This window comes from Pseudomonas sp. E1BtOHC1 (assembly GCF_058744285.1).
Window position 1 is genome coordinate 3,289,781 of sequence record NZ_CP196023.1, and the last position, 26,263, is coordinate 3,316,043.

Sequence of the window (26,263 nt, forward strand, 5' to 3'; positions counted from 1 at the left end):
TGGCAACCTTCGCCCCAACGATCTTGGATGAAAGCGACGATCCCTACATGGGGGCTTTAGGGTGGCCTTAATTCGATCATTAACCGTCCGTTTTTGGTCGATAGCTGTCCGTAACGAATGGTATTTAATGGCCGTTTACTTTCGGCTGTGGTCATTGCCGTACGTAATATCTTCGGTTTGTCGATTTGCTCTTTTGCTCATCCTTGGTGAAGGGTGACTTAGGGGCCGCTCCAGGTGTTGCGGTGGAGTGCCCTTTTTTGCCTTGGTAGATGCTGGGGTTACTGAGCGGGGCTTGGATAATCGTAGGTGTCGGCTGTGGATTGACCGGATAGATAGCCTTCCTTGAGATCGCAGCGCCCGCTTCGCGGTCGTTCGCAGCCTTCGGCAGCTCCTACAAGGAACGCGAACGGCAATAAAACAGGCCGGCCGGTAGGCCGCCGTCTGCTTTTGCTCTTGCTTTGGCTTTTGATCTTCCTGCCCCTTTAGACACGATGGCCGAACGCAGGCATTGAGCCGTGGGTAACCCGGCAGGGATGCCGGGTTAGCCGCCACCCGGCCATGGATGGCCGGTGGCGGCGGCCCACGGATCAATGCCGGAGTGAGGGCATGCCGAGCCTAGGCGAGGCACCGAGTGGAGGGGCAGGAGCCTTTGGTTACTTTGGGCTTTTCAAAGTGACTCGCTGTAAGAGCGAAACCATAAGTAGCCGTTACCGCAGCAACGGATATGTCCACTTACCTCAATGCACAATCTGTGCAAGAAACGCCTTAGCCCTCTCACTCTTCGGCGCCCCAAAAAACGCCTCCGGCGGCGCGTCTTCAACGATGCGCCCACCATCGAGAAACAACACCCGCTCCGCCACCTGCCGTGCAAACCCCATCTCATGAGTCACGCACAACATGGTCATCCCACTCCCAGCCAACTTCACCATCACATCCAACACCTCACTCACCATCTCCGGGTCCAGCGCCGAAGTCGGTTCATCAAACAACATAATCTTCGGCTCCATGCACAACGCTCGGGCAATCGCCACGCGCTGTTGCTGCCCACCAGAAAGCTGGCTCGGGTACTTATCCGCCTGATTCTCAATCCCCACCTTGGCCAGAAACCCCCGCGCCAGTTCTTCAGCCTTTTTCCGCGACAACCCGCGCACGGTCATCGGGGCCAGGGTGCAGTTGTCCAGCACGCTCATGTGCGGGAACAGGTTGAAGTGCTGGAACACCATGCCCACTTGGCTGCGTACCTGGGCGGCTTCGCGGGTGTTTTGCGAGAGGTCGGTGCGGTCCACCAGGATGCGGCCTTTTTCGGCAATCTCCAGGCGGTTGATGCAGCGGATCAGTGTGGATTTGCCGGAGCCGGAAGGCCCGCAGAGGACGATGCGTTCGCCCTGGCGCACCTTGAGGTCGATGTCGTGCAGGACGTGGAAGGCGCCGTAGAACTTGTTCACCCCGGCAATATCGATCACCACTTCGCGTGGGTCGGCAGCGGGGCGGGCAGGCGCTTCGGAAGCGGCGGGAAGCGGGGCGGTCTGGGTCTGCATGGCGGTTCTCCGTCGGTCAGTTGAAGCGCTCGGCGCGGTAGGGGGTGGGGTCGGTGAAGGGCGTTTCGCCGGTGACCATCTGCGCCAGCAGGTGGCCGCTCACCGGGCCCAGGGTCAGGCCGTGGTGGGCGTGGCCGAAGTTGAACCACAGGCCGGGGTGGCGCGGGGCGGGGCCGATCACCGGGCACATGTCCGGCAGGCACGGGCGGCGGCCCAGCCAGGGTTCGGCGTCGAGGCGTTCGCCCAGGGGGTAGAAGTTTCGGGCCAGGGCTTCGCAGCGGCGCAGTTGGATTTCGTTGATCGGGTCGTCGCGGTCGGCGAATTCGATGCCGGTGGTCAGGCGGATGCCGCCCACCATCGGTGCCAGGACGTAGCCACCCACCGGGTCGAGGATCGGGTGCTGCAGGCGGGTGCCGGGCAGGGCGGCGTAGTGCATGTGGTAGCCGCGCTTGATCGCCAGGGGAATGCGGTAGCCCAGGGGTTCGAAGATGCCGCTGGCTTGCGGGCCCAGCGCCACCACCACTTCCTGGGCGCTGATCGGGCCGAGTTCGCTGTGCACCTGCCAGCCGCCTTCGACCTGGGTCAGGCTCAGGGCGTCGCCGATGATGAATTGGCCGCCGCGCTGCTTGAACAGTTCGGCGTAGCCGCGGGTCAGGCCGCCGGGGTCGCTGACGGTCTTGGGGTCGAGCCAGTGCAGGCCGCCCACGATGTCGGGGTGCAGGCCGGGTTCCAGGGCCAGCAGTTCGGCGCGGTCCAGTACCCGGTAGTTGAGTTCGTAGTCGCGCAGGTCGGCGGCGGCGCGCTGGGCGAAGTCGAAGGCCTCCTGGTCGTTGAAGGCTTCGAGCCAGCCGCCGTCGGCGATCAGCTCCAGCATGTTGGCCGGGCGGGCCAGGGCCAGGTGTTCGGTGACGCAGCGTTCGATCAGCGGCAGCATGGCGCGGGTGGCGGCAGCCAGGCCCTTGGGCGAGGAGTGGCGCCAGTATTGCAGCAGCCAGGGGCCGGCCTTGGGCAGGTGGCGCAGGCTGTAGCGCACGTCCGATTGCTGGTTGAGGCCGTAGCGCACCAGTTTGGTCACTTCCCGGGGGAAGGCGTAGGGAATCACGCTGGCGCGTTCGATCAGCCCGGCGTTGCCGTGGCTGGTGCCGTTGCCCGGAGGCTGGCGGTCCAGCAGTACCACTTGGCGGCCGCGGGCCTGCAGGTGCAGGGCGCTGCTGACGCCGACGATTCCGGCGCCCAGAACGAGGGTTTGGCAATGCATGTTTGGGTCCTTATGACAGGGGCCGCGCGGCGGCCCGCTAAAGGGTTCAGTTCAGGTGCCGGCCCAGGCGGCCTTCCAGGTATTTGAGGCTGCGCCGCACCACTTCGACGATGATCAGGTAGAGCACCGCGGCCCACAGGTAGATCTGGAAATCGAAGCTGCGGGAGAAGGCCAGTTTGGTCACCCCCATCAGGTCGTAGATGGTCACCAGGGAGGCGATGGCGCTGGCCTTGATCATCAAGATCAGCTCGTTGCCCAGAGGCCCGATGGCGATCAGCAGCGACTGCGGCAGTATCACTTTGCGAAACGCGGTCCAGCGCGACAGGCTCAGGGCCTTGCAGGCTTCGCGCTGGCCCTGGGCGACGGCCAGCAGGCTGCCGCGCAGGATCTCCGCCTGGTAGGCGGCGGTGTTCAGGGTGAAGGCCAGCAGGGTGCAGAACCAGGCGTCGCGGAAGAACCACCACAGGCCCACGTCCTGCCAGAAGCCTTTGAACGAGCCCAGGCCGTAATACAGCATGAACAGCTGGGCCAGCAGCGGCGAGCCACGGAAGAAGTACACGTAGGCCCCGGTGAAGCGCCGCAGGAAACGATTGCTGGACAGCCGCCCGAGGGCGATCAGCAGGCCGAGCACGGCGCCCAGGCTGAAGGAAATCGCCACCAGCTTGGCGGTCACCAGCAGGCCGTCGATAAAGCGCGGGCCGTAGCGCTCCAGCAGTTCCTGGTTGAGGAACAGGTTCAGCAGGTCATCCAGGTTCATGGCTGCAGGCTCCGTTGCGCACGGTTGAAGCGCCGTTCGAGAAAGCTGAACAAGTGCCCCGACAGCGCCGAGAAGAACAGGTAGCCAAAGCAGGCCACGCTGTAGAACAGCATGGGTTCCTTGGTCACGCTGACCGCGAGGTTGGTCTGGCGCATCAGGTCCACCAGGGAAATGGTCGAGACCAGGGAGGTGTCCTTGAGCAGCGACAGCCAGTTGTTGGACAGGCCGGGCAGGGCGATGCGCGTCAGTTGTGGCAGCAGCACCCGGCTGAAGGTGGTGCGCCGCGACAGGCTCAGGGCGCTGGCGGCTTCGTACTGGCCCTTGGGCAGGGTCTTGAACGCGGCCAGCCAGATCTCGCTGGAGAAGGCGGCGAACACCAGGCTGAAGGCGATCATCGCGGCGACAAAGGTGTTGATCGCCACTTCACCGGGGTAGCCCAGGGCGCCGAGGATTTTCTGCGCGGCGATCTGGCAGCCGTAGTAGATGATCAGCAGGGTCAACAGCTCCGGCAGGCCGCGAAACACCGTGGAAAAGGTTGTGGCCCAGGCCCGCGCCCAGCGGTTTTTCGAGCGTGCGGCCAGGGCCACGGCCAGGCCCAGGGGCAGGCCGATGGGCACGCAGGCCAGGGCCAGGGCGATGGTCACCAGGGCCCCGGCGAGCAGGGCCGAGCCCCAGCCGCCGCTGGCGAAGGACAGGAGTGACAGCTGTTCGAACATGCGCGAACCCTCTGGAAAAATGAACCGTGCAGGGCGCCGCCGCGCTTAAGGGAACGCGGGGGCAACGGCAGCGGCAAAGGCGGGCGGTCAGTAGATGTCGAAGGCGAAGTAGCGGCTGGAGATCTGCTTGTAGGTGCCGTCGGCAACGATCTCGTCCAGGGCCTTGTTCAGGCGCTCGCGCAGGGCGTTGTCTTCCTTGCGCACGGCGATCGAGGCGTCGGCGGTGGTGCCATTGACGTCACCGATGATCTTGCAGCAGTCCTTGCCGGTACTTTCAGCCCAGGCCAGCAGCGGGAACTTGTCGGCAATCACCCCGTCCACGCGTCCGGCGGCCAGGTCGCTGTTGGCTTCGTCCAGGGTCGGGTAGAACTTCACGTCGGCACCGGCCGGGCCGTAGTGGTCCTCGGCGTAGATGGCCTGGGTCGAGGAGGCCTGGGCGCCCACGGTGCGGCCCTTGAAGTTGGTCTGCGGGTCGCTGATGTCCGAGTCCTTGGGCACCGCCACCGAGAGCGGGGTGCGGTAGTAGTGGTTGCTGAAGGCGATCTTCTTTTTGCGCTCGTCGGTGGCGATCATCGAGGCCACCACAGCGTCGTATTTCTTCGCCAGCAGCGCCGGGATGATGCCTTCCCAGTCCTGGGCGACGATGGTGCATTCGACCTTCATGCGCTCGCACAGGGCGTTGGCGATGTCGACGTCAAAGCCGTGCAGCTGGTTGTTGGAGTCCACGTAGTTGAAGGGCGGGTAGGCGCCTTCGGTGGCGATCTTCAAGGTTTCGGCCTGGGCCGTGGAGGCGGCGATGACCAGGGCGCAAGCGCCGGCGAAGCGGAGGACGTTGTTCATGGAGCACCTCGGTTATTTATTGTTTTGGTCGGGCGGACGATGTGTAACCAACAAACTCGTTATGCAGGGCGGCGGTGGCTTCCAGGCGTTTTTCCACCTCGGGCCCCAGGTGCTTGCACACCTCGTTGACCAACAGGTGCACCAGCGACAGCATGGCCGCGGTGGACTCCCAGAACAGGTTGAATTCGGTGGGCACGCGGAACACCTCGTCGGCGTTCTGCTCGGCCCAGTCGCAGAAGGTGTCGGTGACCAGGGTCACCGGAATCCCGGCCTCGCGGGCCTTGTGGCACAGGGTCAGGGCGTGGCGCGAATAGCGCCTTGCCTCGAACACCACCAGGGCGCAGTCCTCGGCGGGGCTGAGCAGCACGTCGGCGAAATGCCCGGCGGCGCCGTCCACCAGGTGCACGCCGTCGCGCAGGTATTGCAGCAGGTGGACCATGGAGGCAGCGATGCCGCGCTCGGTCTGGAACCCCGCCACGTACACCCGGCGCCGGCTGGCCAGGCGCTGGACCACGGTCTGCCAGGCCGGGGTCAGGCTGTATTCGTAGACCTTGACCAGCGCCGCCACTTCCAGCTCGAAGCTGCGGGGCAGGCCCTGGGCCGCCGGGTTGGGCTGTTGGCGAAATTCCTGCAGGCGGTCGCCCACCAGCCACGGGCCTTCGCCGAGGTCGTTCTTCAGGTCGTTTTTCAAATCCTTGAAATGGCTGTAGCCGATGGCGCGGCAGAACCGGCCGACGCTGGATTCGCTGACGCCGAGTTTTTCGGCGATGTCGGCGGCGGTCTGGAAGGGCAGTTCGTAGAGGTTGGCCAGCATGTAGCTGGCAATCGCCCGGCCCGATGCGGTGGCGCTGGACAGGCTGCTTTCAAGGCGTTGTTTGATGGGTTGGCTCATGGTTGTTTTCATTCTTGTGGGCCGTTGACAATGGAAAATGAATGTTTTCTGTCATTAAGTCAACATTTGACAGTTAACTGGCGTGACGCGATAGTCAGGCACCTTCCAATAACAATTCCAATGGAGCTGCAATGACCGACGCGAACCACGCGACCCCGGCGCAGGCTGACGTCGAGTACCTCGACCTGCCGGCCTTGACCGACTTGCTGCAACGGATTTTTCTTCGCCACGGCACCTCTGCCGAGGTAGCCCAGGTGCTGGCCGACAACTGCGCCCGCGCCGAGCGCGATGGCTCCCACAGCCACGGGGTGTTCCGCATTCCCGGTTACCTGTCGTCCCTGGCCAGCGGTTGGGTCAATGGGCAGGCCGTGCCGCAGGTCGAGGATGTGGCCCCCGGCGTGGTGGCGGTGGACGCCGCAGGCGGCTTTGCCCAGCCGGCCCTGGCGGCGGCCCGCGCGCTGCTGCTGAGCAAGGCCCGCAGCGCCGGGATCGCGGTGCTGGCGATTCGCAATTCCCATCACTTCGCGGCCTTGTGGCCGGACGTCGAGCCCTTCGCCGAAGAAGGCCTGGTGGCCCTGAGCCTGGTCAACAGCATGACCTGCGTGGTGCCCCACGGCGCCCAGCGTCCGCTGTTCGGCACCAATCCGATTGCCTTCGCCGCCCCCCGTGAAGGCGCCGAGCCCATCGTCTTCGACCTGGCCACCAGCGCCATCGCCCACGGTGATGTGCAGATCGCCAAGCGCCAGGGCGAGCAACTGCCACCGGGCATGGGGGTGGACCGCGACGGCCAGCCCACTTGCGATCCGGCAGCGATTCTCGACGGCGGCGCCTTGCTGCCCTTTGGCGGGCACAAGGGCTCGGCGCTGTCGATGATGGTGGAGCTGCTGGCGGCGGCGTTGACCGGCGGCAACTTCTCCTTCGAATTCGACTGGTCGCAGCACCCGGGGGCGCAGACGCCGTGGACTGGGCAACTGCTGATCGTCATCGACCCCAGCCACCTGGGCGGCGGGCGTTTTGCCCAGCGCAGCGGCGAGCTGGTGCGGCAGATGCAGGCCGTGGGCCTGGAGCGCATGCCCGGGGACCGGCGCTACCGCACCCGGGCCAAATCGCTGGAGCACGGCATTCCCCTGGCTACCGCCGAGCTGGCGCGACTGCGCGCTTTGGCGGCCGAGGCTTAAGGCCTTATCCCTTGGCACCGGGGTCGCTAAACCCTTGGTGCTACTCCCGGTAGTGGGCCCGGTAGCGGGCCGGTCGTGGATCGGATTTGCCGGTCCCTGCCAGCCCCTCCAAAGCATGCTGAATTTGCCTCCAAGGCAGCCTATGGGCGGCCTTGCCCCGTTTCGATAATCGCCTCCGACATTTCGTCCCCCGTTTGCGGAGCGCGCCATGCATAACAATAAGAACTGCCAGTACCCTCTGATTCCGGCCCTGCTCGTCGGCCTGTCGACCCTTGGCCTGGGCACTGTCGCCGAAGCCGAGATCATGCTGTACGACAAGGACCAGACGACCTTTTCCACCGACGGCTACATCAACGCCTTCTACGTCAACAGCAAGGTCGACCGCGCCGGCGAGCAGTACGACCGCCGGCAGGCGCGGGTGAAGATGGGCTTTCTGCCCAACTACCTGGGCTTCAACATGGGCAAGCAGGTGGACGACCTCAAGCTCGGCGCCCGGGCCTCGTTCTGGGTGACCATCAATGACAGCGAAACCAACGGCACCGACACCGCCATCGACGTGCGCCAGTTCTACGGCACCGTGGCCAACCCGGAGTGGGGCGAGGTGCTGATCGGCAAGGACTTCGGCCTGTTCGCCCGTTCCAACATCCTGCTCGATGAAATGCTCGCCGGGTACGGTCAGGTCAGCGACAGCCTGGGGCTGGTGGACGGCGGCGGGGTGTCGTTCGGCAACATCGGCAGCGGTTATCCCTATCCCTTTCCTTCGTCGCAGATCACCTACCGCAGCCCGGTCATGGACGGCTTGCGGGTGGCGGTGGGCATCCTCGACCCGGTGGATACCAACGACAGCAGCGCCCTGGGCAAGGCCTACCAGAAGAACCCGCGCACCGAGAGCGAGATCACCTACCAGTTCGACCTGGGCGGGGCCAAGTTCTACAGCTGGCTCAACGGCAGCTACCAGACCTCCGACAACACCGACCCCAACGTGCAATCGGTGACTTCCAAAGGCCTGGGCTACGGCCTGCAGGCCAAGATGGGCGGCCTGTCCCTGACCGGTTCCGGGTTCCAGGCCAAGGGCATCAATCCGTTCTTCACCAACAACGCCGGCGAAGCCACGCTGCGCAACGTGGACAGCAAGGGCTACCTGCTGCAGGGCTCGTACAAGCTGGGCAAGAATCGTCTGGCGCTGTCCTACGGCAAGACGAAGGACGACGGCAACGGCGTGATCGGCAGCGGCGCCGATTACCAGACCCGGGGCGTGGCGCTGTTCCACGACATCAACGACAACCTCAAGCTGGTGGCCGAGTACAACCAGTTCGAGATCGACGGCCACCACACCAGTGCCCAGAACGAAAACACCGACACCTTCGCCGTGGGTGCCGTGCTGACCTGGTAACCCCAGCGCCGGCCCTGGCGTGCGCATCGCGCCCGGGCCGGCGCCGCGCATTCCCATTTCTCCCATATTTGCGCCTTCCCCTGTAGGAGCCGGCTTGCCGGCGAAGAGGCCCTCAAGCCTTGCACCAGCCCGGATGACGCCTTCGCTGGCAAGCCAGCTCCTACGGAGGTCGCGCCGCGCATTCCCCGCCTATTTTCCGCATTGGCGGATTTCCCGTAGGAGCCGGCTTGCCGGCGAAGAGGCCCGCCAGCCTTGCACCAAACCGGCCGACACTTTCGCTCGCAAGCCAGCACCTACGCCCATGGAACCGGCTACCCGCTACCCAAGTAGCATTCGTGCCCCAGGGCCGGCTTCGTACACTCATCCCTCAGATAACCGGCGCCGGAGGCGACGATGCAGCAAGCCCAGAGCGAGGGCGTGGTCAGTGCCATGTCCCAGGCCGTCGATCCGCAGCAGGTGGCCCAGGACCTGGCCAGCCAGTTGCTGCATCCGCACCTGGGCTTCGTGCTGTTTTTCTGTTCCGCCGAATACCCCCTGCAAACCCTCGGCCCGGCCCTGCAACACAGCTTTGGCGGCATCCCCCTGGTGGGCTGCACCAGCGCGGGGGAAATCACCCCCCTGGGCTACGGGCGCAATTGCGTGACCGCCATCGGCTTCGATCACCGGCACTTTTCCATCGCCGCCGAGCTGATCGACCAGATGGAACACTTCAGCCTGATCGACGCCCAGCAGATGGTCGAACGTCTGGTGGGGGATTGCCGCAGCAACACCCTGGCGCCGATCAAGGGCAACAGCTTCGCCCTGACCCTGCTGGACGGCCTGTCGAGCCGCGAAGAGATGGTGCTGGCCGCCCTCAGCGCGGCCCTGGGAGACATTCCGCATTTCGGCGGTTCGGCCGGCGATGACAACTACTTGACCCATACCCACGTCTACTTCGGTGGCGAATTTCACAGCGGCGCGGCGGTGGTGGTGCTGGTCAACACCTGGCTGGATTTCGAGGTGTTCACCACCCACCACATCCTGCCCCGGGAAGAAAAACTGGTGGTCACCGGCGCCGACAGCGCCTTGCGCCGGGTCTATGAATTGAACGCCGAGCCGGCCGCCGAAGAGTATGCGCGGCTGATCGGCGTGCCGCTTGCGCAGCTCGACCACCGGGTGTTTGCCGCCCACCCGCTGGCGGTGCGGATCAACCAGCACTACTACGTGCGCGCGGTGCAGCAGGTGCACCCGGACCTGAGCCTGAGTTTCTACTGCGCGGTGGAGAACGGCATCGTCCTCACCGCCATGACCCCCGGCCCTTTGCTGCCCAACCTGCAACAGCTGTTCGACGGCTTGCAGCAGCGCCTCGGCGGGCTGTTGCTGACCATCGGCTGCGACTGCTTTTTGCGCCGCCTGGAGCTGGAGGACCGCGGCAGCCTGGAGCAGATCGGCGCCTTTTTGCGGGAGCAACGGGTGATGGGGTTCAACACCTACGGAGAACAGTTCAATGGCATGCACATCAACCAGACCTTCACCGGGGTCGCCATTGCCCGCAGTCGAACTCCGGCCCGCCGCTGAGCTGCAAGCGCAGCTCGCCTGCCTGCAGCGCGAGAACCGCAAGCTGCGGCGGATCAACAGCGCGCTGATCGAGCGGGTCGAATCCGGCATCACCCGGGGCAACGACCCTTATGCGGCGTTCCAGCATTCGGTGGTGCTGGCCGAGCAGGTGCGCGAACGTACCGACGCCCTGAACCAGGCCATGGCCGAGCTCAAGGCCGGCAACCACTTGCTCAGCGAAGCGCGGCTGCGGGCCGAGACTGCCCACCAGCATCTGATCGATGCCATCGAGAGCATTTCCGACGCCTTCGTGCTGTTCGACCAGGAGCAGCGCATCGTCCTGTTCAACAGCCGCTTCCGTGCCTTCTGGAGCCACAGCCGGGTGCGGATCATGGCCGGCATGCGCCTCTCGGAAGTGCGGCGGCTGATGACCAGCACCGGGCTGTTCAGCGAGGAACCGCGCAGCGGCGCCGACGAGCAGTTGCTCTATCGCCTGCACAACGGGCGCTGGCTGCAGGTCAGCGAGCGGCCGACCCGGGAAGGCGGGCGGGTGATCCTGTTCACCGACATCACCGAGGTCAAGCACAGCGAAACCCTGCGCCGGGAGCAGGCGGTGGCGCAAAAGTCGCACCTGCTGCAACGGGCGGTGGACAACCTGTCCCAGGGCGTGGCCATGGTCAATGCCGAGGGCATTCTCGAACTGTGGAACCGGCGTTTCCTGGAACTCAGCGGGCTGGCCCCGGTGGCCGCTCACCGCTTGTTTGCCGAGGTTATCGGCGACAGCGAGCTGAGCCTGCTGACCCCCGCCAGTCGCGACTGCAATGGCCGGGTGATCCATGAATGCGAGCAGCGCCTGAGCGACGGCCGGGTGCTGGAAATCCGCACCCATCCGCTGCCCACCGGCGGCTTCGTCAACACCTTCACCGACATCACCGAGCGCTACCAGCACGCCGAAGCCCTGAGTGAAAGCGAGCGCTGGATTCGCCTGATCACCGACCATGTGCCGGCGCTGATCGCCTACCTCAATGCCGATCTGGTGTACGAGTTCACCAACAAGGTCTACGAGGAGTGGTACTGCTGGCCCCGGGGCGTGATGCTCGGTCAGAGCCTGCGCGAGGTGCACAGCGAACAGCACTACCAGCGCCTGGAAAGCTATGTGGAGCGGGCTCTGGCGGGGGAGAGCGTGACCTTCGAATTCGCCGAAACCAACATCAACAACCAGGAGCGCTACATGCTGCGCTCCTACGTGCCCAATCGCCTGGCCAATGGTGAAGTGGTGGGGATCTTCGTACTGATCCGCGACATCACCGAACGCCGGCGCACCGCCGAGGCGTTGCATCAGGCCTACCAGAACCTGGAGCTGCGGGTGCGCGAACGCACCGCCGAACTGACCACCCTCAACCAGCAGCTGCTGCGCGAGATCGAAGAGCGCAGCCGGGTTGAATCCCGGCTGCGGGAAGCCAAGGGCGAGGCTGAACAGGCCAACCTGTCGAAGACCAAATTTCTCGCCGCGGTCAGCCATGACCTGCTGCAACCCTTGAATGCCGCGCGGCTGTTCACCAGCGCCTTGCTGGAGCGCCGCGATCCCCAGGCCAGCAGCGCCCTGGTGCGCAATGTCAGCAACTCCCTGGAGGACGTGGAAAACCTGCTGGGCACCCTGGTGGACATCTCCAAGCTCGACGCCGGGGTGATCAAGGCCGATATCGCGCCCTTTGCCTTGAGCGAGCTGCTGGAAAACCTTGCCGCCGAGTACGCCCAGGTGGCCCGCAGCGAGGGCCTGGAACTGCACTTCGTGGCCTGCTCGGCACTGGTGCGCAGCGACATCCAACTGCTGGCGCGGATCCTGCGCAACCTGCTGAGCAACGCCATCCGCTATACCCGCCAGGGCCGCGTGGTGCTGGGCTGTCGGCGCCAGGGGCGCTGGCTGTCGATCGAAGTCTGGGACAGCGGCATGGGCATCGCCGCCGAACGTCTGGAAGAAATCTTCCAGGAGTTCAAGCGCGGCGAAGAACAGCGCCCGGACCAGGATCGCGGCCTGGGCCTGGGGTTGGCCATCGTGGAGAAGATTGCCGGGATTCTCGGGCACCGCATCGGCGTGCGTTCCTGGCCGGGGCGCGGCTCGGTGTTCAGCGTGCAGGTGCCGATCAGCGCCAGCGCACCCTTGCCGGCGCCGCGCCCGGAACTGGGGGAAGCCCTGCTGGAACGTCTGCACGGCGCACGGATCTGGGTCCTGGATAACGACGCGGCGATCTGCGCCGGCATGCGCACCCTGCTTGAAGGCTGGGGCTGCCAAGTGATCACCGCCCTGTCCGAAGAAGACCTGGCACGCCAGGTGGACGACTACCGCGCCGAAGTCGATCTACTGATTGCCGACTACCACCTGGACCGCCAGCAGAACGGCATCGACGCCGTGGCGCGAATCAACGCCCGCCGCGCCCTGGCGATCCCGGCGATGATGATCACCGCCAACTACAGCAACGAGCTCAAGCAGCAACTGCGCGAGCTGGGCCACACCCTGATGCACAAACCGGTGCGGCCGATGAAACTCAAGACTGCCATCAGCCACCTGCTGAGCCCGGCCACCCCCACGCCCCATCACTGACGGCCAACCGTAGGAGCTGGCTTGCCAGCGAAGGGGCCCGCGAGATCGCCTTCGCCGGCAAGCCGGCTCCTACGGGCCCAGGCCACTGTCATTACCAACCGTAGGAGCTGGCTTGCCAGCGAAGAGGCCCGAGAGATCGCCTTCGCCGGCCAGCCGGCTCCTACAGGAACGGTGCACGATCAGCTGCATTCAGCGGCGCAGGTAGGCGCCGAAATCGATGTCCCCGGCACTCAGGATCGCTTGCACCCGGTTGTGCACATTGAGCTTGCGCAGGATCGCCGAGACGTGGGCCTTCACTGTGGTTTCGGCAATGTCCAGGGTGTAGGCGATCTGCTTGTTGGACTCGCCCTTGGTCATGCGCTCCAGCACCAGGAGCTGTTTGCGGGTCAGGGCCTGCAGCAGTTCCGGGGGAAAGCTCGGGGTCTCGCTGCTGCGTCGGCCCGGCGGGCTTTTCTGGGTGCGGATGATGTCCGGTGGCAGGTACACATTGCCATTGAGGATCTGTTCGATGGCCTCGGTCATCTGCGAGCGCGGCGAGGATTTGGTGATGAAGCCCACGGCGCCGTAGGTGATGGCCTGGAGCACGATCTGTTTGTCCTGTTCGGCGGAAACGATCACCACCGGAATGGTCGGCGCTTCGTTGCGCAGGGTGATCAGGCCGTTGAGGCCGTGCATGCCGGGCATGTTCAGGTCCAGCAGGATCAGGTCCAGGTCGTCGTGTTCCTGGGTCAGGGCCAGGGCGCTGTTCAGGTCGGCGGTTTCCATCACCTCGCTGCCGGGAAATCCGTCGCTGATGACGTTGTGGATGGCTTCGCGAAACAGTGGGTGATCGTCGGCTATCAGAATTTTATACATGGCCTTTCACCTCGTTATTGTGAGTGTGCGGGGGGGGGCTTTTGCAGCTTCAGGGAAAGGCTTCCGGCTGGGCCGCCACCACCGGCAACCCGGCGGCCTCCCAGGCGTCCAGGCCGTCGCGATACCAGTACACAGAGGTATAGCCCAGGGCTGCGGCGCGTTTTACCGCGTTCCAGCTCAGCCAGCAATCGGCGCGGCAGTAAAACACCAGCGGCTGGTCCAGGGCGCCGGCGCTGAGCTGTTGCAGATAGCGGCTGAAGTAGTGCTGCCACTCGGGGCTCAGTTCGCCGTCGCCGGTGTTGGCCAGCCAGTGGCTACCGGGCAGGTTGGCGTGGGGCTCGCTGTCAATGAAACGACCTTGCAGCCATTGCCGGCGATAGACGTCGATCAGCAAAGGTTTGCGCGGCTGCTGGAGCAGGGCTTGCAAGCCCTTGGTGTCGATGATCTGCGCGGTTTCGATCCGGGTGGGTGTCGGGCTGCGGTAAAGGCTGGTGCGATAGCCCTCGGCGGAGAACAGCGGGGTTTCGGCGTGGGCCATCCCCAGGGTCAGGCTCAGGGAGAGCAGGGCCAGGGTCTGCAGGGCACGGGGCATAAGGGGTTGTCCTTCTTGTTATGGGGGTCATTACATGCCAGGGCGAGGGCATTTGTGAATGCGACCATCGACAGCAAAAGCAGTACCAAAGTCGTAGATCGCCCATCGGCAGGCGCTGTGTAGGAGCCGGCTTGCCGGCGAAAGGGGCATTGGGTTTGGCGTTGGGCGTGCGGGCCTCTTCGCTGGCAAGCCAGCTCCTACGGGGGGGGAGGTGGGTGTGAGGGGTGTGGCTCAGGTGCTTTTGCGCAGGGCGGCGTGCTGCGGGTTGAAGGTCAGCACCGCCAGCAGGGAGAACACCAGGGTCAGCCCCAGGCATACCGCCAGGGCCAGGAGGTTGAAGCGTTCATACAACGCAAAGCGCACCAGCTCCACGGCGTGGGTGAAGGGGTTGAGGGCGCACAGCCAGTACAGCCAGGGGCTGGCTTCGAGCATCTTCCACAGCGGGTACAGCGCCGAGGACAGGAAGAACAGCGGGAAGATCACGAAGTTCATCACCCCGGCAAAGTTCTCCAGTTGGCGGATGGCATTGGACAGCAGCAGCCCCAGGGCGCTGAGCATCAGGGCCACCAGCAGCAGGGCCGGCAGCGCGGCCAGCAGGCCCATGGCCGGCGGCTGCACGCCGTAGAGCCAGGCCACGGCGAGGAAGGCGTAGACCTGCAGCAGCGAGATCAGCGAAGTGGCCAACAGCTTGCTGGCCAGCAGGAAGGCCCGGGGCAGGGGGCTGGTGAGCAGCACGCGCATGCTGCCCATTTCCCGGTCGTAGACCATCGACAGCGAGCCCTGCATGCCGTTGAACAGCAGGATCATGCAGGCCAGCCCCGGAACGATGTAGACCTCGTAGGGAATGTAGGTGCTGTAGGGCTCGATGATGGCGATGCCCAGGGCGGCGCGAAAGCCGGCGGCGAACACCAGCAGCCACAGCAGTGGGCGCACCAGGGCACTGAGAAAGCGTGTGCGCTGCAGCACGAAGCGCAGCCATTCGCGCAGCACGATGCCGCGCAGGCATTGCCAGTAGGCGTTCATGCCAAGGGTTCTCCGATCGGCGCCGGGCGCGGCAGGGGATTCTGGGTCAGGCGGGCGAAGGCCGTGCCCAGGTCGCCGCCCTGTTCCTGGCTGATGGTGCTGGCCACGCCACTGGCCACCAGGCGCCCCTGATGCAGGATCAGCAACTGGTCGTCGGCCTGCACTTCGTCCAGTAGGTGGGTGGTCCAGAGCACGCTCAGGCGCTGTTCCTGGCACAGCTGGCGAATGTGCCGGTTGAGGGCCAGACGGCTGGCCGGGTCGAGGCCGGCGCTGGCTTCATCGAGCAGCAGCAGGCGCGGTTCATGCAGCAGGGCGCGGGCGATTTCCACCCGCCGGCGGTGGCCGCCATTGAGGGCGCGCACGCTGTCCCGGCGCCGTTCGGTCAAGCCCTGGCGTGCCAGTTCAGCGTCGATCCGCGCCTGCCCCTGGCGCCGCGACAGGCCGTGCAGCGCGGCGTGGTAGTGCAGGTTCTGCTCGACGCTCAGGTCCAGGTCCAGGGTGCTTTGCTGGAACACCACGCCGAGCTGGCGCAGGGCGGCCCGGGCGGCGTTGCGCAAGGAGCAGCCGCCGACGCGGATGTCACCCTGCTGCAGGTCGTAGAGCCTAGTGAGCAGGGCGATCAGGGTCGACTTGCCGGCGCCGTTGGGGCCCAGCAGCGCGGCAAAGCGCCCGGGAGCCAGGCTCAGGCTGACCTGATCGAGGGCCTGGCGCGGGCCATAGGCGAAGCTCAGTTGGCTGACCTCCAGGGCGTTCATGGGGTCACCACCACGCCCCAGGGATAGCGCCCGACCTTCACCGACTTGAGCACCTTGAGGCTGTTCACATCGATCACCGAAACATCGCCGCTGACCCCGTTGGTGGCCAGCAGCTGGCTCTGGTCCGGGGTGAATGCCAGCTGCCAGACCCGCCGCCCCACCAACAGGTAGTCGAGGATCTCGTAGGTCTTGGCGTCGATCACCGCCACGTGGTTGGCCGGGCCCAGGGCGACGAAGGCGTACTTGCCATCGGCGCTGAGCTTGATGCCCACCGGCTGCACCTTGTCCGGGTGCACGCCCTTGATCTTGAAGTTCAGGGTCTTGAGCACCTGGCGCGTGGCCACGTCGAGGATGGTCACGGTGCCGCCGATTTCCGCCGAGGCCCAAAGCCTGGAACCGTCCTGGTTGAACTCGACAAAGCGCGGGCGCTGGTCCACCAGGGTGCTGTCGGCCAGGGTCTGGGTGCTGGTGTCGATCCAGTGCAGCATGTTGGTGGTTTCACTGGTGTTCACCGCCCACTTGCCATCGGGGCTCACCGCCATGCCTTCGGGCTCGACCCCGACGTTGATCTGGCCGAGGACCTTGGCGGTCTCGGTGTCGATCACCGTGACCAGCGCATCGTCCTCGTTGGACACGTACAGCCAGCGGTTGTTGGGGTGCAGGGCGAACTGCTCGGGGTCCTTGCCGGATGGCAGCTCCTTGACGATCTTGCGGGTGGCCACGTCCATCACCTGGACCCGGTCCGAGTCGCTGGCGCAGATGTACAGCAGCTTATTGTCATGGGACAGCAGCAGCCCGCGCGGGCGCTGGCCCACCGGCAGGGTCTCGGTGACTTCCAGGGTCTGCAGGTCGATCAGGCTCAGGCTGTTGTCCTTTTCGTTGGAGACCCAGGCCGTGGCGGCCATGGCGTGCCCGGTGGCGAGCAGCAGGGCCGCGCAGAGGGCGGAGCGGCAGAGAAGGGGGCGGCGCATGGCGGATTCCTTGTTGTTGTGGTGATCGGATCAGGGGTAGCGGCAGGTCACTTCGGGACGGTCGTAGCCCAGGCTGTCCATTTCGTTGAAGGGGTGCAGGAAGCCGTCCTGGGGCGAGGTGCTGACCAGGGCCCGGGGCTGCACCAGGGGAATCGGTTGGCGCAGTTCGCCGTTCCACGGGCGGTAGCTGAGCTTGCGGCCCTTGAAACCGTCCAGTGGCAGCTGGTCGCTGAGCAGCAGCGCTTGCAGGGGCCGAGGGTCGGCCTGGCGCAGTTTGCTGACGGCGCTGGCGACGCTGCGCACGGCCATCCAGGCGGCGAAGTCGCGGTCGTTCATCCAGCGTCCGGCCTGGGCTTCGAAGCGCTTTTGCAACTGCGCGGCGCCGAAGGTCTCGACACTCTTGTGCCAGCCGGTGGGAGTCAGGCCCTGGGTGCCGGCCACCGGGCGCGGGTACCAGGTCTGGTAGGGCAGGTATTCGCCGAAGTCGCCGCGCTCGTCGGCCACCAGCACCACGTCGTACTCGGCGGTCTGGGTGAACAGCGGCATGTCGGCCTGGGCGCTGCGGCGCTGGTCGTTGTCGAAGCTCCAGGTCTTCTCGGCGACGATTTTCAGGCCGAAGCGCTGCATGGCCCGGCGCAGGGCGTCGGCGTAGGCGCGGTCGTCCTCGGTCTGGCCGACGATCAGCAAGGCCCGCTGCCATTTGCGCAACACCATGAACTGCACCAGGGCGTCGGCCAGCATCGCCCGGCCGGGCAGGCTGTGCAGCACGTTGCCCAGGCACTGGCTGCTGCGCAGGCGGTCGTCGGGGCTGCCGGCGTTGAACAGCAGGCTGTCGGGCAGGGCCGCCGACAATTCGCGCAGGCTGGCCGCCGGGGCATTCACCACGAACAGCCGCAGGCCCTGGTCGTGCTGGGCCCTGGCGGCTTGCAGCAGGGCCGCGGGGCTGTCGACGCTGGCGCTGTCGAGCTGGAACTGCTGCTTGAGAAAGCGCCCGGTGCTGTTGCTGTCGACAATCGCCAACTGGGCGCCTTGCAGCCCGGCGTCGGTGGGCTCGGGGATGATGTTGGACAGCAGCGGGCCGGGATCGGGGCGATAGCCCAGGTAACCGATGCGCACCTGCAAGGGTTCCTCGCTGGCCTGGCTGACGGTCATGGACAACAGCACCGAGGCCAGGACCAGCAGGCAAGTCGGGATAAGCGGGGCAGGCTTGTGCATAGGGCGCTCCACGGCAGGTGGCGCCAGCATAGGAACAGTGCCGGGACGGGGAAATATGCAGAAAGTAGCGCCCGGGCAGTACCAAGGTAGTAACCCGGCGCGGGCGCGGCGGTCTTAGCATGGTCCCAGCGGCCTCGATCCTGGCCTGAACCCGCCCCGAGCCCTGAGCCCGAACCTTGAGAGTGACGCCCATGCGCATCATCAAAGTGCTGCTCCTGCCCTTGCTGCTGATTCTCAGCCTGATCGGCGTCGATCGCCTGCACGGCCCGCGCCCGGTCGTGCCCCTGGCGGTGCCGCTGGTTCCGGGGCGCTAGGCATGTCGGCGCTGTGGCGGATCAACCTGTGGGTGACGGCGTTCTTTGCCGTGGTGACCCTGGCCTGCGCCGGCTTGCTGCTGCACCAGGCGGTGGCCGATGTCGAGCGTGAGATGCAGTCCGCCGAGGCGGTGGTGGAGTACCTCAGCGACAGCGCCGAGCGCAACCCGGCGGGCCTGCAACCGCGTCTGACCCAAAGCCTGCGTCATGTGCGGGTGCACTGGCTGGCACCGGACGAGGCCGCACAGATGCCCGAGCAGGCCGGGCTGGATGCCTGGCTCGGCCGCCAACTGTTCAGCGACCGCCGCCACAGCGCCCGCGAGCTGGACCTGGGCGACGGGCGCCGGGTGCTGATCGCCGTGGACGCGCGCGACGAGATCGATGAAGTCTGGGATTCCCTGCAACAGCTGTTGAGCCTGTGCGGCCTGGCCCTGCTCTTGAGCCTGCTGAGCATCCGCTGGGCGGTGCGCCGCGGCATGGGCCTGCTGGACGATTTACTGCGGGCCTTGCAGCAGGTATCCGGTGGGCAACTGGCGGTGCGCCTGCGCGAGGCCGGCCTGCCGGAAGCGCGACAACTGGCCGGACACTTCAACCGCATGACCACGACCCTGGAACAGACCCGGGCCGACAACACCCAACTGACCCAGGCCCTGCTGGCGGTGCAGGAGCGCGAACGCACTTACCTGGCGCAGACCCTGCACGACGACCTCGGGCAATACCTGGCGGGCATTCGCGCTCAGGTCTGCCTGCTGCGCATGGTGGCCGACCAGCCTACGGTGGTGGAACACACGGCCCAAGCCCTGGAGCTCAACTGCGAGCGTTTGCAGCAGGGCTTTCGCGCCCTGGTGCAGGACCTGTACCCGGTGGTGCTGCAGCACTTGCCGCTGGCCGAAGCCTTCGGTTTGCTGGTGAGCCAATGGCAGGACAGCCAGGGCATCGATTGCCAGTTGCGGGTTGGCGCCGACCTTCCGGCGTTGCCCGACGTGAGCAAGACCCACCTCTACCGTCTGCTGCAAGAAGCGCTGACCAATGTCGCCCGGCACGCCGGCGCCAGCCAGGTTCGGGTGCGCCTGCAACGCAGCGCCCGGGGCCTGCGCCTGCTGGTGCGCGACAACGGTTGCGGCGCCCCCCAGCCCCAACGCCCCGGCGTCGGCCTGCACTCGATGGCCGAACGCGCCCGCAGCCTGGGTGGCGAACTGCACATCCTCAGCCGTCCCGGCGCCGGTTGGGCACTGGCCTTGAACATGCCCTTGAACATTCCCATGGAGGCCTGATGAACATCTTGTTGGTGGATGACCACGCCGTGGTCCGCCAGGGCTATGCCAGCCTGCTGCGCGCGGTATTGCCGGCGATGCAGGTACGCGAAGCGGCCAGCGGCGAAGAGGCCCTGGCCCGAGTGGCCGAAGACGTGCCGCAACTGGTGATCATGGATTTCGGCCTGCCGGGTATCAGCGGCCTGGAGACCACCCGCCGCCTGCGCCAGCGCCTGCCGCAACTGCGGGTGCTGTTCTTCAGCATGCACGACGAACTGCCCCTGGTGCGCCAGGCCCTGGAGGCGGGCGCCTCGGGTTACCTGACCAAGAACTCCGCGCCCCAGGTGCTGATCGAAGCGGTGCACCGAGTGCTGGCCGGGCACGCCTACATCGAACAGCCCCTGGCCACCCAACTGGCCTGCACCCCGGCGCAGAACGCCAGCGATCCACGCTTGCAGAGCATGACCCAGCGCGAGCTGGAGATCTTCGTGATGCTGGCCAGGGGCACCCCGGCGCGGGTGATTGCCGAGCAGTTGTGCATCAGCGCCAAGACCGTGTCCAACCACCTGACCTTGCTCAAGAGCAAGCTGCAGGTCAGCTCCCATGCCGAGCTGGTGCATTTGGGGATTGATATGGGGGTGGTGCGGGTGGCGGGGTGAGGGGGTATGGTTTGGTAAATTTTGTCAAAAACGGACAAAGCCATGAGCACCATGAACATCTCCCTGCCGGACGCTCTCAAGTCCTTTGTCGATGATCAAGTCAGCCAGCGCGGCTACAGCACCAGCAGTGAATATGTGCGTGAGCTGATTCGCAAGGATCAGGATCGGCAACATCTGCGTGGCCTGTTGTTGGCCGGTGCTCAATCGGCGCCGGGCACTGCTGTGCAGGGTGACTATTTCGAATCCCTGCGTGCCAGGGTTCACAAGGCGCGAGGATGAAAGCCAAGCCGGTCATGCCACGTGCCCTTGCCAGCCAGGACGTGGGAGGCGCTATCAGCGACTAGCTTGACCAACAGGCCGAGCAGGCTGCGCTCGGTTTTATCGATGCTTTGGAAAAGGCCTATCTTCATATCGGCCGCCATCCGGCCTCGGGTATGTCTCGCTACGCCCACGAGCTGGATCTGCCGGGGGGGCTTTGCTGGCCGCTGAAGCGCTATCCCTATCTGGTGTTCTACGTTGAACGCGATGACTACATCGACGTATGGCGGGTTTTGCATGGTATGCGGGACTTTCCTGAGTGGTTGGCTGAAGGTGTTTTCCGGTAGTGGTGGGGGATGTTGGGGGCTTTTTGTGGTGAGGGGGTGGGGTGTATATCCGTTGCTGCGGGTGTGGCTGCTGGTGGTTTCGTCTTGATGGTTTGGGGTTTGGGTACATATCCGGTGCTGCGGTAACGGCCACTTAGGGTTTCGCCCTTACGGCGACTCACTTTTTTCAAACGCCGGAGTGCCGGCCCAGCGAAAAGTAAGCAAAAACGCTTGCCCCTCCATGGGCCCCTCGCTAGGGCTCGGGGTTCCCTCTCTCCGGCATTGCTCCGGGGGCCCGCCGCCAACCGGCCATCCATGGCCGGGTGGCGGCTAGCTCGGCATCCTTGCCGAGCTGCCCCCTACGCAACGCCTGCGTTCGGCCGGCTGGGAAGGGGCCTGAAGATCAAGATCAAGATCAAGATCAAAAGCCAGAGCCAAGCGCGTTTTACGCGCTGTCCGTAGGAGCCGGCTTGCCGGCGAAGAGGCCCGTGAGACATGCGGCGTCTGGGCGGACGCCTTCGCTGGCAAGCCAGCTCCTACATGGGGGCGCTACACACCGCGCCAGCTTCAGGCCGGCCGGCAGGCCGCCGTCACGCTCTTGATCTTGATCTGAGCGCCCCGTTAACCACGATGGCCGAACGCAGGCATTGATCCGTGGGTAACCCGGCAGGACGCCGGGTTAGCCGCCCCAGGCCATGGATGGCCTGTGGCGGCGGCCCACGGATCAATGCCGGAGTGAGGGCATGCCGAGCCTAGGCGAGGCACCAAGTGGAGGGGCAAGAGCCTTTGGTTACTTTGGGCTCTTTCCAAAGTGACTCGCCGTAAGGGCGAAACCCTAAGTGGCCGTTACCGCAGGAATGGATATGTACCCAAACCCCGCTCGCCAGCAGCCCCACCCGCAGGAATGGATATGTCCCCACCCCCCGAACCCGAAGTAGCCCCACCCGCAGCACCGAATATGCCCCCCCTACTTATCCCACGTCCCCGGACACCCCCGGCACCCCTCCATATTGGCATCCTGAAAATTCCCATAATGCTGCCGCGTCCCGCGCAAATCGGCCCGCTCCAGATTGCTCTCGCCCAACTTGGCCTCTTGCAGATTGGCCTCGCTCAGATTGGCCCCTTGCAGGTCGGCCTTGTTCAACCAGGCCATCTCCAGATCCGCCGCCTGCAGGTTGGCCCGGTGCAGCTTGGCTCCGGACAGCCGGGCAAATTGCAGATAGGCCGCGCTGAGGTTGGCGTTCTCGAATTGCGCGCCCTGGGCAAACAGGCCCCAGCCCTGAATCGCCATCAGCTTGGCGTCGGTGAAGTCCGCCAGCCGCAGGTTGCTCTGTTGCAGGCTGGCGCGGGTCAGGTTGGCGCCCTGCAGGCGGGCTTTTTCCAGGTTGGCCAGGTCCAACTGGGCATGGCGCAGGTCGGCGCCGGAGAGGTCGGCGCCGGCCAGGTTCATCTTGCGCAGGTCCTGGTTGGCCAGGTTGGCGCCGCGCAGGTTGGCACCCGGGCATTGGCTGGATTCGGCAATCAGGCAGCCGTTGATGGTCAGGGGCACGTCGTTGCCGTCGTCGTCGATGTTCACCGCGAAGGCGGGGGACAGGCTCAACAGCAGGACAAGGGGCAGGTAGTTCATGGTGCGGTGCTCCAGGCGGGAGTGAAGACGGGTGTGGCGAGAAGGCGGGCTCCCGGTCGACCGGCGCCCTGGGGTCGTAGCCGTCCAGAGCCCGGCCCCCGGGGTGTGTCTGGCACATCCCGGGGCGGGTTTCGGGGCCGCTGCGCGCTGGTACGCCAGCCCGGCCCAGCGGGAGCAAGCTCCCTCGCCACAGATAGGGCGGTGACGATCAGCGCTGGGCGCTCTGGTTATCCCAGCTCGGGATCTTGAACACCCAGAACGAACCGCCTTGGGCCACCGGCTTGGTCAGCTCGGCCATGTCGCCGCCCCACAGTGGCACCGCGCCGCCGTAGCCCACGGTCACGCCGATGTACTGTTCGCCGTCCTGTTCCCAGGTGATGGGCGGCGAGACGATGCCGCTGCCGGTCTGGAATTTCCACAGCTCCTTGCCGGTCTTGGCATCGAAGGCCTTGAAGAAACCGTCGCCGGTGCCGGTGAATACCAGGTTGCCCTTGGTCGCCAAGACGCCGGCCCACAGCGGCAGCTGTTCCTTGTGCTCCCACACCAGCTTGCCGGTAGTCGGGTCCATGGCGCGCAGGGTGCCGACGTGGTCGTCGTACATGCGCTTGATACGGAAGCCCATTCCCAGGTACGCCGAGCCTTTCTTGTAGTTCACTTCCTCGGTCCAGTACTCCTCCTTCCACTGGTTGCCGGGGATGTAGAACAGCCCGGTGTCCTGGCTGTAGGCCATGGGGTTCCAGTTCTTGCCACCCAGGAACGGCGGCGAGACTTCCACCGGCTTGCCCTTGGTTTCACCCGGCAGCGGTTTGGCCGGACGCTGGCCGGGATTCTCTACGGGGCGCCCGGTCTTGAGGTCGATGTGGCTGGCCCAGGTGATGTTGTCGACGAAGGGGAAGGCGTTCTGCAGTTTGCCGTTGTTGCGGTCTACCACGTAGAAGAAGCCGTTGCGGTCGGCGTGGCCGGTGGCCTTGACCACCTTGCCGTCCTTGTTCTTGTAGTCGAACAGCACCAGTTCGTTGTTGCCGGAGAAGTCCCAGGCGTCGTTCGGCGTGTGCTGGTAGAACCATTTCACTTCGCCGGTGCTCGGGTCGACGCCGACCTGGCCCGAGGTGTAGAGGCTGTCGTAGTCGTGGGGGTTGCCGTCTTTCGAGGTCCGCGCCCAGGTGTTCCACGGGCCGGGGTTGCCGGCGCCGACGATGATGGTGTTGGTCTCGGCATCGAAGCTGGCGCTCTGCCAAGGGGCGCCACCGCCGTGGCTCCAGGCTTCGACCTTGCCGGTTTCGCTGGTCTTGTCGTCCGGCCAGGACGGTGCCTTGACGTCGCCGGTGGGGGTGCTGTCCTTGCCGTTCAGGCGGCCCATGTGGCCTTCGACGAAAGGCCGCATCCACACTTCTTCGCCGGTCACCGGGTCACGGGCGAACAGCTGGCCGACCACGCCGAATTCGTCGCCGGAGCTGCCGTGGATCAGCAGCACCTTGCCGCTGGTCTTGTCCTTGATCAGCACCGGGGCGCCGGTCATGGTGTAGCCCGCGCTGTGGTCGCCGAATTTCTTGTTCCACACCACCTTGCCGGTGTTCTTGTCCAGGGCGATGACCCGGGCGTCGAGGGTGCCGAAGTAGATCTTGTCGCCGTAGATCGCCGCACCGCGGTTGACCACGTCGCAGCACGGGCGAATGTTGTCCGGCAGGCGGTGGTTGTAAGTCCACAGGCGCTTGCCGGTCTTGGCGTCCAGGGCAAATACCCGCGAGTAGGAGCCGGTGACGTAGACCACACCGTCGCGGACGATGGCCTGGGATTCCTGGCCGCGCTGCTTCTCGTCACCGAAGGAGTAGGACCAGGCCGGGGTCAGCTTGAACACGTTCTTGTCGTTGACCTGGGCCAGCGGGCTCCAGCGCTGGGCGTTGGTGCCCATGCCGTACTGCAGCACGTCCTGGGTGCTCAGGTGGTCGTTGGCGATGTCTTCCCAGGTCACGTTCTTGCTGGCAGGTGCCGCCGGGGCGGTGGCCGCTGTGGCCGCCGCGCCCAGGGACAGGCTGCCGGCCAGCAGCAGGGCCCGGACGGCGAGGCTCAGGGGGGAGAGGGCGGGGAGCGATCTTATTGTCATGGTTGCAGTTCCCAGTGGAGGTTTTGGCCTGACTAGGGTCTGCCCCGGGACGGGGGTTGAGATACGGAAAAAGTCCCGCCCTTGCCGGGAATAGTTCCCGGGCGGCACCTGATTTAGGCCCGCGCCACAAGCCCTACTACCAAGGGAGTAGAGCGCGACCACCAAAGCAGCATACGGCCGCCCGCCGGCTGTTTCTAAGATGGCGCCATGGCCTCTGTATTGAGGTCTTGCGTGCAATCTTGAGGGCATAACAATGACAACAAAACGCAACGCCTTGCTCGCGGTAGGGCTGCTGACCGGTGCCGTGTTCACCGGTTCCGTATGGGCCCATGGCAACGTGGTGCCCCAGGCGGTGGAAACCAAGGGCCTGACGCCGATCAAGGATGCCGGTGTGAGCGTCGATGGCGACGGCTGGGCCGCGGTCAACCCGTACCGCACCTCGCCCGAGCACGACAAGGCAGTGGAAATCGGCGCCTCGGCCTACAACCAGAACTGCGCCGCCTGTCATGGCCTGGAAGCCAAGTCCGGCGGCATCGCTCCGGACCTGCGCATGCTCGATGCCGGCGAGGCCGGGGATGAATGGTTCGTCGAGCGGGTGCGCCACGGCGCGGTGCGCGATGGTCGGGTATACATGCCGAAGATGGCCGACTACTTGAGCCAGGAAGCCCTGTGGGCGGTGCGCACCTACCTGGACAGCGTGCGCGTCGAGGAGTGATCGCCATGGGCCGCCTGGCGCTGTTTTTCAGTGGCTTGCTGCTGTGCTGCGCGGCGGCGCAGGCCGGGGTGCGCAACTACGACACGATGATCGCCTCCGGTGAGCTGAAGGTGGCGGTGTACCAGGATTTCGCCCCCTACAGCTTCGAGGATCGGGGCCAGCCCCGGGGCGTCGACGTCGAGCTGGCGCAAGCCCTGGCCGAGGCCCTGGGAGTGCGCCTGCAACTGATCTGGGCGCCCCCGGGGGAGAAGCTCGACGACGATTTGCGGGACTACATCTGGCGCGGCAGTCCGCTGCGCCACCAGCAGTTGGCCGACCTGATGATGCGCGTGCCCTATGACCACGACTACGCGCAAAAGCGCAACGAACTGGGGGAGCTGGCCAACGATCACGTGGTGATGTTCGGCCCCTATCAGGAGGAGCGCTGGCAGGTGGCATTCGACCGCCGCCGGCTGGACTCGGTGGCCAGTGTCGCGGTGTTCCAGGAGCACCCGATCGGGGTCGAGGTGGACAGCGTGCCGTCGTTCTACCTGACCTCGGTGTTCAACGGCATGCTCAGTGCCAAGACCCATCATTACCCCAGCGTGCAGCAGGCGTTCGGCGCTCTGCGGGCCGGGCAGGTGGACGCGGTGATGGCCATGCGCGGCGAGATCGACTGGCAGTTGCACGAGGCCGGTGACCCGCAACTGGCCCTGGCGGAAAACGCCTACCCGAACATGGGCAAGCAGGTGTGGGAGATCGGCATGGCGGTGCATGAAAGCAACCGCCAGCTGGCCTATGCCGTGGAGGAGGCCCTGGAGGGGCTGATCCGCGACGGTCGGCTCAAGGCGCTCTATGCCCGTTATGGCCTGCGCTACGAGGTCCCACAGATGTATCAATAGGAGCT

25 protein-coding genes are annotated in these 26,263 nt (G+C 65.5%); 11 read left to right on the top strand and 14 right to left on the bottom strand.

The genetic code is table 11. The features are described from left to right. Positions 1-737: 737 nt before the first annotated feature. From ACSSVC_RS15120 to ACSSVC_RS15145, 6 genes are all read right to left on the bottom strand, one after another. On the bottom strand, positions 738-1,538 hold the full coding sequence (locus ACSSVC_RS15120) for an amino acid ABC transporter ATP-binding protein (RefSeq protein WP_108542691.1): 801 nt from the start codon (positions 1,536-1,538) through the stop codon (positions 738-740). Between the two features lie 16 nt (positions 1,539-1,554). Further along, positions 1,555-2,796, bottom strand: a complete 1,242-nt coding sequence (locus ACSSVC_RS15125; RefSeq protein ID WP_492612472.1) for an NAD(P)/FAD-dependent oxidoreductase — start codon at positions 2,794-2,796, stop codon at positions 1,555-1,557. 46 nt (positions 2,797-2,842) lie between these two features. Continuing rightward, positions 2,843-3,553, bottom strand: coding sequence for an ABC transporter permease (locus ACSSVC_RS15130; protein ID WP_350404616.1), 711 nt, complete (start codon positions 3,551-3,553; stop codon positions 2,843-2,845). Further along, complete coding sequence (locus tag ACSSVC_RS15135) at positions 3,550-4,269, bottom strand: ABC transporter permease (RefSeq protein ID WP_053150433.1); 720 nt, start codon at positions 4,267-4,269, stop codon at positions 3,550-3,552. The genes ACSSVC_RS15130 and ACSSVC_RS15135 overlap by 4 nt, the downstream gene beginning before the upstream one ends. An 87-nt stretch (positions 4,270-4,356) precedes the next feature. Further along, positions 4,357-5,109 carry a transporter substrate-binding domain-containing protein gene (locus ACSSVC_RS15140; protein WP_346631588.1) on the bottom strand — a complete coding sequence of 251 codons (753 nt, stop codon included), beginning with the start codon at positions 5,107-5,109 and terminating at the stop codon, positions 4,357-4,359. A 16-nt stretch (positions 5,110-5,125) separates the two neighbouring features. Beyond that, positions 5,126-6,001, bottom strand: a complete 876-nt coding sequence (locus ACSSVC_RS15145) for a MurR/RpiR family transcriptional regulator (RefSeq protein WP_047285528.1) — start codon at positions 5,999-6,001, stop codon at positions 5,126-5,128. Positions 6,002-6,132: 131 nt separating this feature from the next. Here ACSSVC_RS15145 and ACSSVC_RS15150 point away from each other — a divergent pair, with 131 nt between their 5' ends. The 4 genes from ACSSVC_RS15150 to nahK all read left to right on the top strand — a co-directional run bounded on the left by ACSSVC_RS15150 (position 6,133) and on the right by nahK (position 12,710). Continuing rightward, positions 6,133-7,179: an Ldh family oxidoreductase gene (locus tag ACSSVC_RS15150; RefSeq protein WP_492612473.1), complete on the top strand. Its 1,047-nt coding sequence runs from the start codon at positions 6,133-6,135 to the stop codon at positions 7,177-7,179. A 208-nt stretch (positions 7,180-7,387) separates the two neighbouring features. Continuing rightward, entirely contained in the window at positions 7,388-8,572 is a 1,185-nt protein-coding gene (locus tag ACSSVC_RS15155; RefSeq protein ID WP_492612474.1) for a porin, read from the top strand. 393 nt (positions 8,573-8,965) lie between these two features. Next, on the top strand, positions 8,966-10,129 hold the full coding sequence (gene nosP / locus ACSSVC_RS15160; RefSeq protein ID WP_446440579.1) for a nitric oxide-sensing protein NosP: 1,164 nt from the start codon (positions 8,966-8,968) through the stop codon (positions 10,127-10,129). Continuing rightward, positions 10,059-12,710 (top strand): hybrid sensor histidine kinase/response regulator NahK/ErcS', encoded by a 2,652-nt coding sequence (nahK, locus tag ACSSVC_RS15165; protein WP_346631584.1) that lies wholly within the window; start codon positions 10,059-10,061, stop codon positions 12,708-12,710. Before nosP ends, nahK begins: the two co-directional genes overlap by 71 nt. Before the next feature lie 189 nt (positions 12,711-12,899). Here nahK and ACSSVC_RS15170 read toward each other — a convergent pair whose 3' ends face one another. The 6 genes from ACSSVC_RS15170 to ACSSVC_RS15195 all read right to left on the bottom strand — a co-directional run bounded on the left by ACSSVC_RS15170 (position 12,900) and on the right by ACSSVC_RS15195 (position 18,121). Then, positions 12,900-13,565 (bottom strand): response regulator, encoded by a 666-nt coding sequence (locus ACSSVC_RS15170; protein WP_492612475.1) that lies wholly within the window; start codon positions 13,563-13,565, stop codon positions 12,900-12,902. 49 nt (positions 13,566-13,614) lie between these two features. Further along, positions 13,615-14,157: a PQQ-dependent catabolism-associated CXXCW motif protein gene (locus ACSSVC_RS15175; protein ID WP_311168208.1), complete on the bottom strand. Its 543-nt coding sequence runs from the start codon at positions 14,155-14,157 to the stop codon at positions 13,615-13,617. 231 nt (positions 14,158-14,388) lie between these two features. Beyond that, positions 14,389-15,180: an ABC transporter permease gene (locus ACSSVC_RS15180; RefSeq protein WP_233323636.1), complete on the bottom strand. Its 792-nt coding sequence runs from the start codon at positions 15,178-15,180 to the stop codon at positions 14,389-14,391. Continuing rightward, positions 15,177-15,935, bottom strand: coding sequence for an ABC transporter ATP-binding protein (locus tag ACSSVC_RS15185; RefSeq protein WP_492612476.1), 759 nt, complete (start codon positions 15,933-15,935; stop codon positions 15,177-15,179). Before ACSSVC_RS15185 ends, ACSSVC_RS15180 begins: the two co-directional genes overlap by 4 nt. Then, positions 15,932-16,906, bottom strand: a complete 975-nt coding sequence (locus tag ACSSVC_RS15190; RefSeq protein ID WP_041117213.1) for a YVTN family beta-propeller repeat protein — start codon at positions 16,904-16,906, stop codon at positions 15,932-15,934. The genes ACSSVC_RS15185 and ACSSVC_RS15190 overlap by 4 nt, the downstream gene beginning before the upstream one ends. A gap of 30 nt (positions 16,907-16,936) precedes the next feature. Beyond that, a complete protein-coding gene (locus tag ACSSVC_RS15195) occupies positions 16,937-18,121 on the bottom strand; it encodes an ABC transporter substrate-binding protein (RefSeq protein ID WP_492612477.1) in 1,185 nt (394 codons plus the stop codon). A gap of 191 nt (positions 18,122-18,312) precedes the next feature. Between ACSSVC_RS15195 and ACSSVC_RS15200 the strand changes: the two genes are divergently transcribed. The 5 genes from ACSSVC_RS15200 (at position 18,313) to ACSSVC_RS15220 (ending at position 20,952) form a co-directional block, all read left to right on the top strand. Beyond that, positions 18,313-18,435: a hypothetical protein gene (locus ACSSVC_RS15200; protein ID WP_019092738.1), complete on the top strand. Its 123-nt coding sequence runs from the start codon at positions 18,313-18,315 to the stop codon at positions 18,433-18,435. A 2-nt stretch (positions 18,436-18,437) separates the two neighbouring features. Further along, positions 18,438-19,709, top strand: coding sequence for a sensor histidine kinase (locus ACSSVC_RS15205; RefSeq protein WP_346631579.1), 1,272 nt, complete (start codon positions 18,438-18,440; stop codon positions 19,707-19,709). After that, entirely contained in the window at positions 19,709-20,347 is a 639-nt protein-coding gene (locus tag ACSSVC_RS15210) for a response regulator (protein ID WP_041117219.1), read from the top strand. Before ACSSVC_RS15205 ends, ACSSVC_RS15210 begins: the two co-directional genes overlap by 1 nt. 42 nt (positions 20,348-20,389) lie before the next feature. Continuing rightward, complete coding sequence (locus ACSSVC_RS15215) at positions 20,390-20,626, top strand: type II toxin-antitoxin system ParD family antitoxin (RefSeq protein WP_011060512.1); 237 nt, start codon at positions 20,390-20,392, stop codon at positions 20,624-20,626. Between the two features lie 101 nt (positions 20,627-20,727). After that, positions 20,728-20,952 (top strand): type II toxin-antitoxin system RelE/ParE family toxin, encoded by a 225-nt coding sequence (locus tag ACSSVC_RS15220; RefSeq protein ID WP_346632062.1) that lies wholly within the window; start codon positions 20,728-20,730, stop codon positions 20,950-20,952. Between the two features lie 946 nt (positions 20,953-21,898). Here ACSSVC_RS15220 and ACSSVC_RS15225 read toward each other — a convergent pair. Together ACSSVC_RS15225 and exaA are read right to left on the bottom strand one after the other, a co-directional pair. Then, positions 21,899-22,558: a pentapeptide repeat-containing protein gene (locus ACSSVC_RS15225; protein ID WP_492612478.1), complete on the bottom strand. Its 660-nt coding sequence runs from the start codon at positions 22,556-22,558 to the stop codon at positions 21,899-21,901. Between the two features lie 208 nt (positions 22,559-22,766). Continuing rightward, positions 22,767-24,662, bottom strand: a complete 1,896-nt coding sequence (exaA, locus tag ACSSVC_RS15230) for a quinoprotein ethanol dehydrogenase (RefSeq protein ID WP_492612479.1) — start codon at positions 24,660-24,662, stop codon at positions 22,767-22,769. A gap of 253 nt (positions 24,663-24,915) precedes the next feature. Here exaA and pedF point away from each other — a divergent pair, with 253 nt between their 5' ends. Together pedF and ACSSVC_RS15240 are read left to right on the top strand one after the other, a co-directional pair. Continuing rightward, positions 24,916-25,377: a cytochrome c-550 PedF gene (gene pedF / locus ACSSVC_RS15235; protein ID WP_346635699.1), complete on the top strand. Its 462-nt coding sequence runs from the start codon at positions 24,916-24,918 to the stop codon at positions 25,375-25,377. A 5-nt stretch (positions 25,378-25,382) separates the two neighbouring features. Next, on the top strand, positions 25,383-26,258 hold the full coding sequence (locus ACSSVC_RS15240; protein WP_446440687.1) for a substrate-binding periplasmic protein: 876 nt from the start codon (positions 25,383-25,385) through the stop codon (positions 26,256-26,258). Positions 26,259-26,263 lie beyond the last annotated feature (5 nt).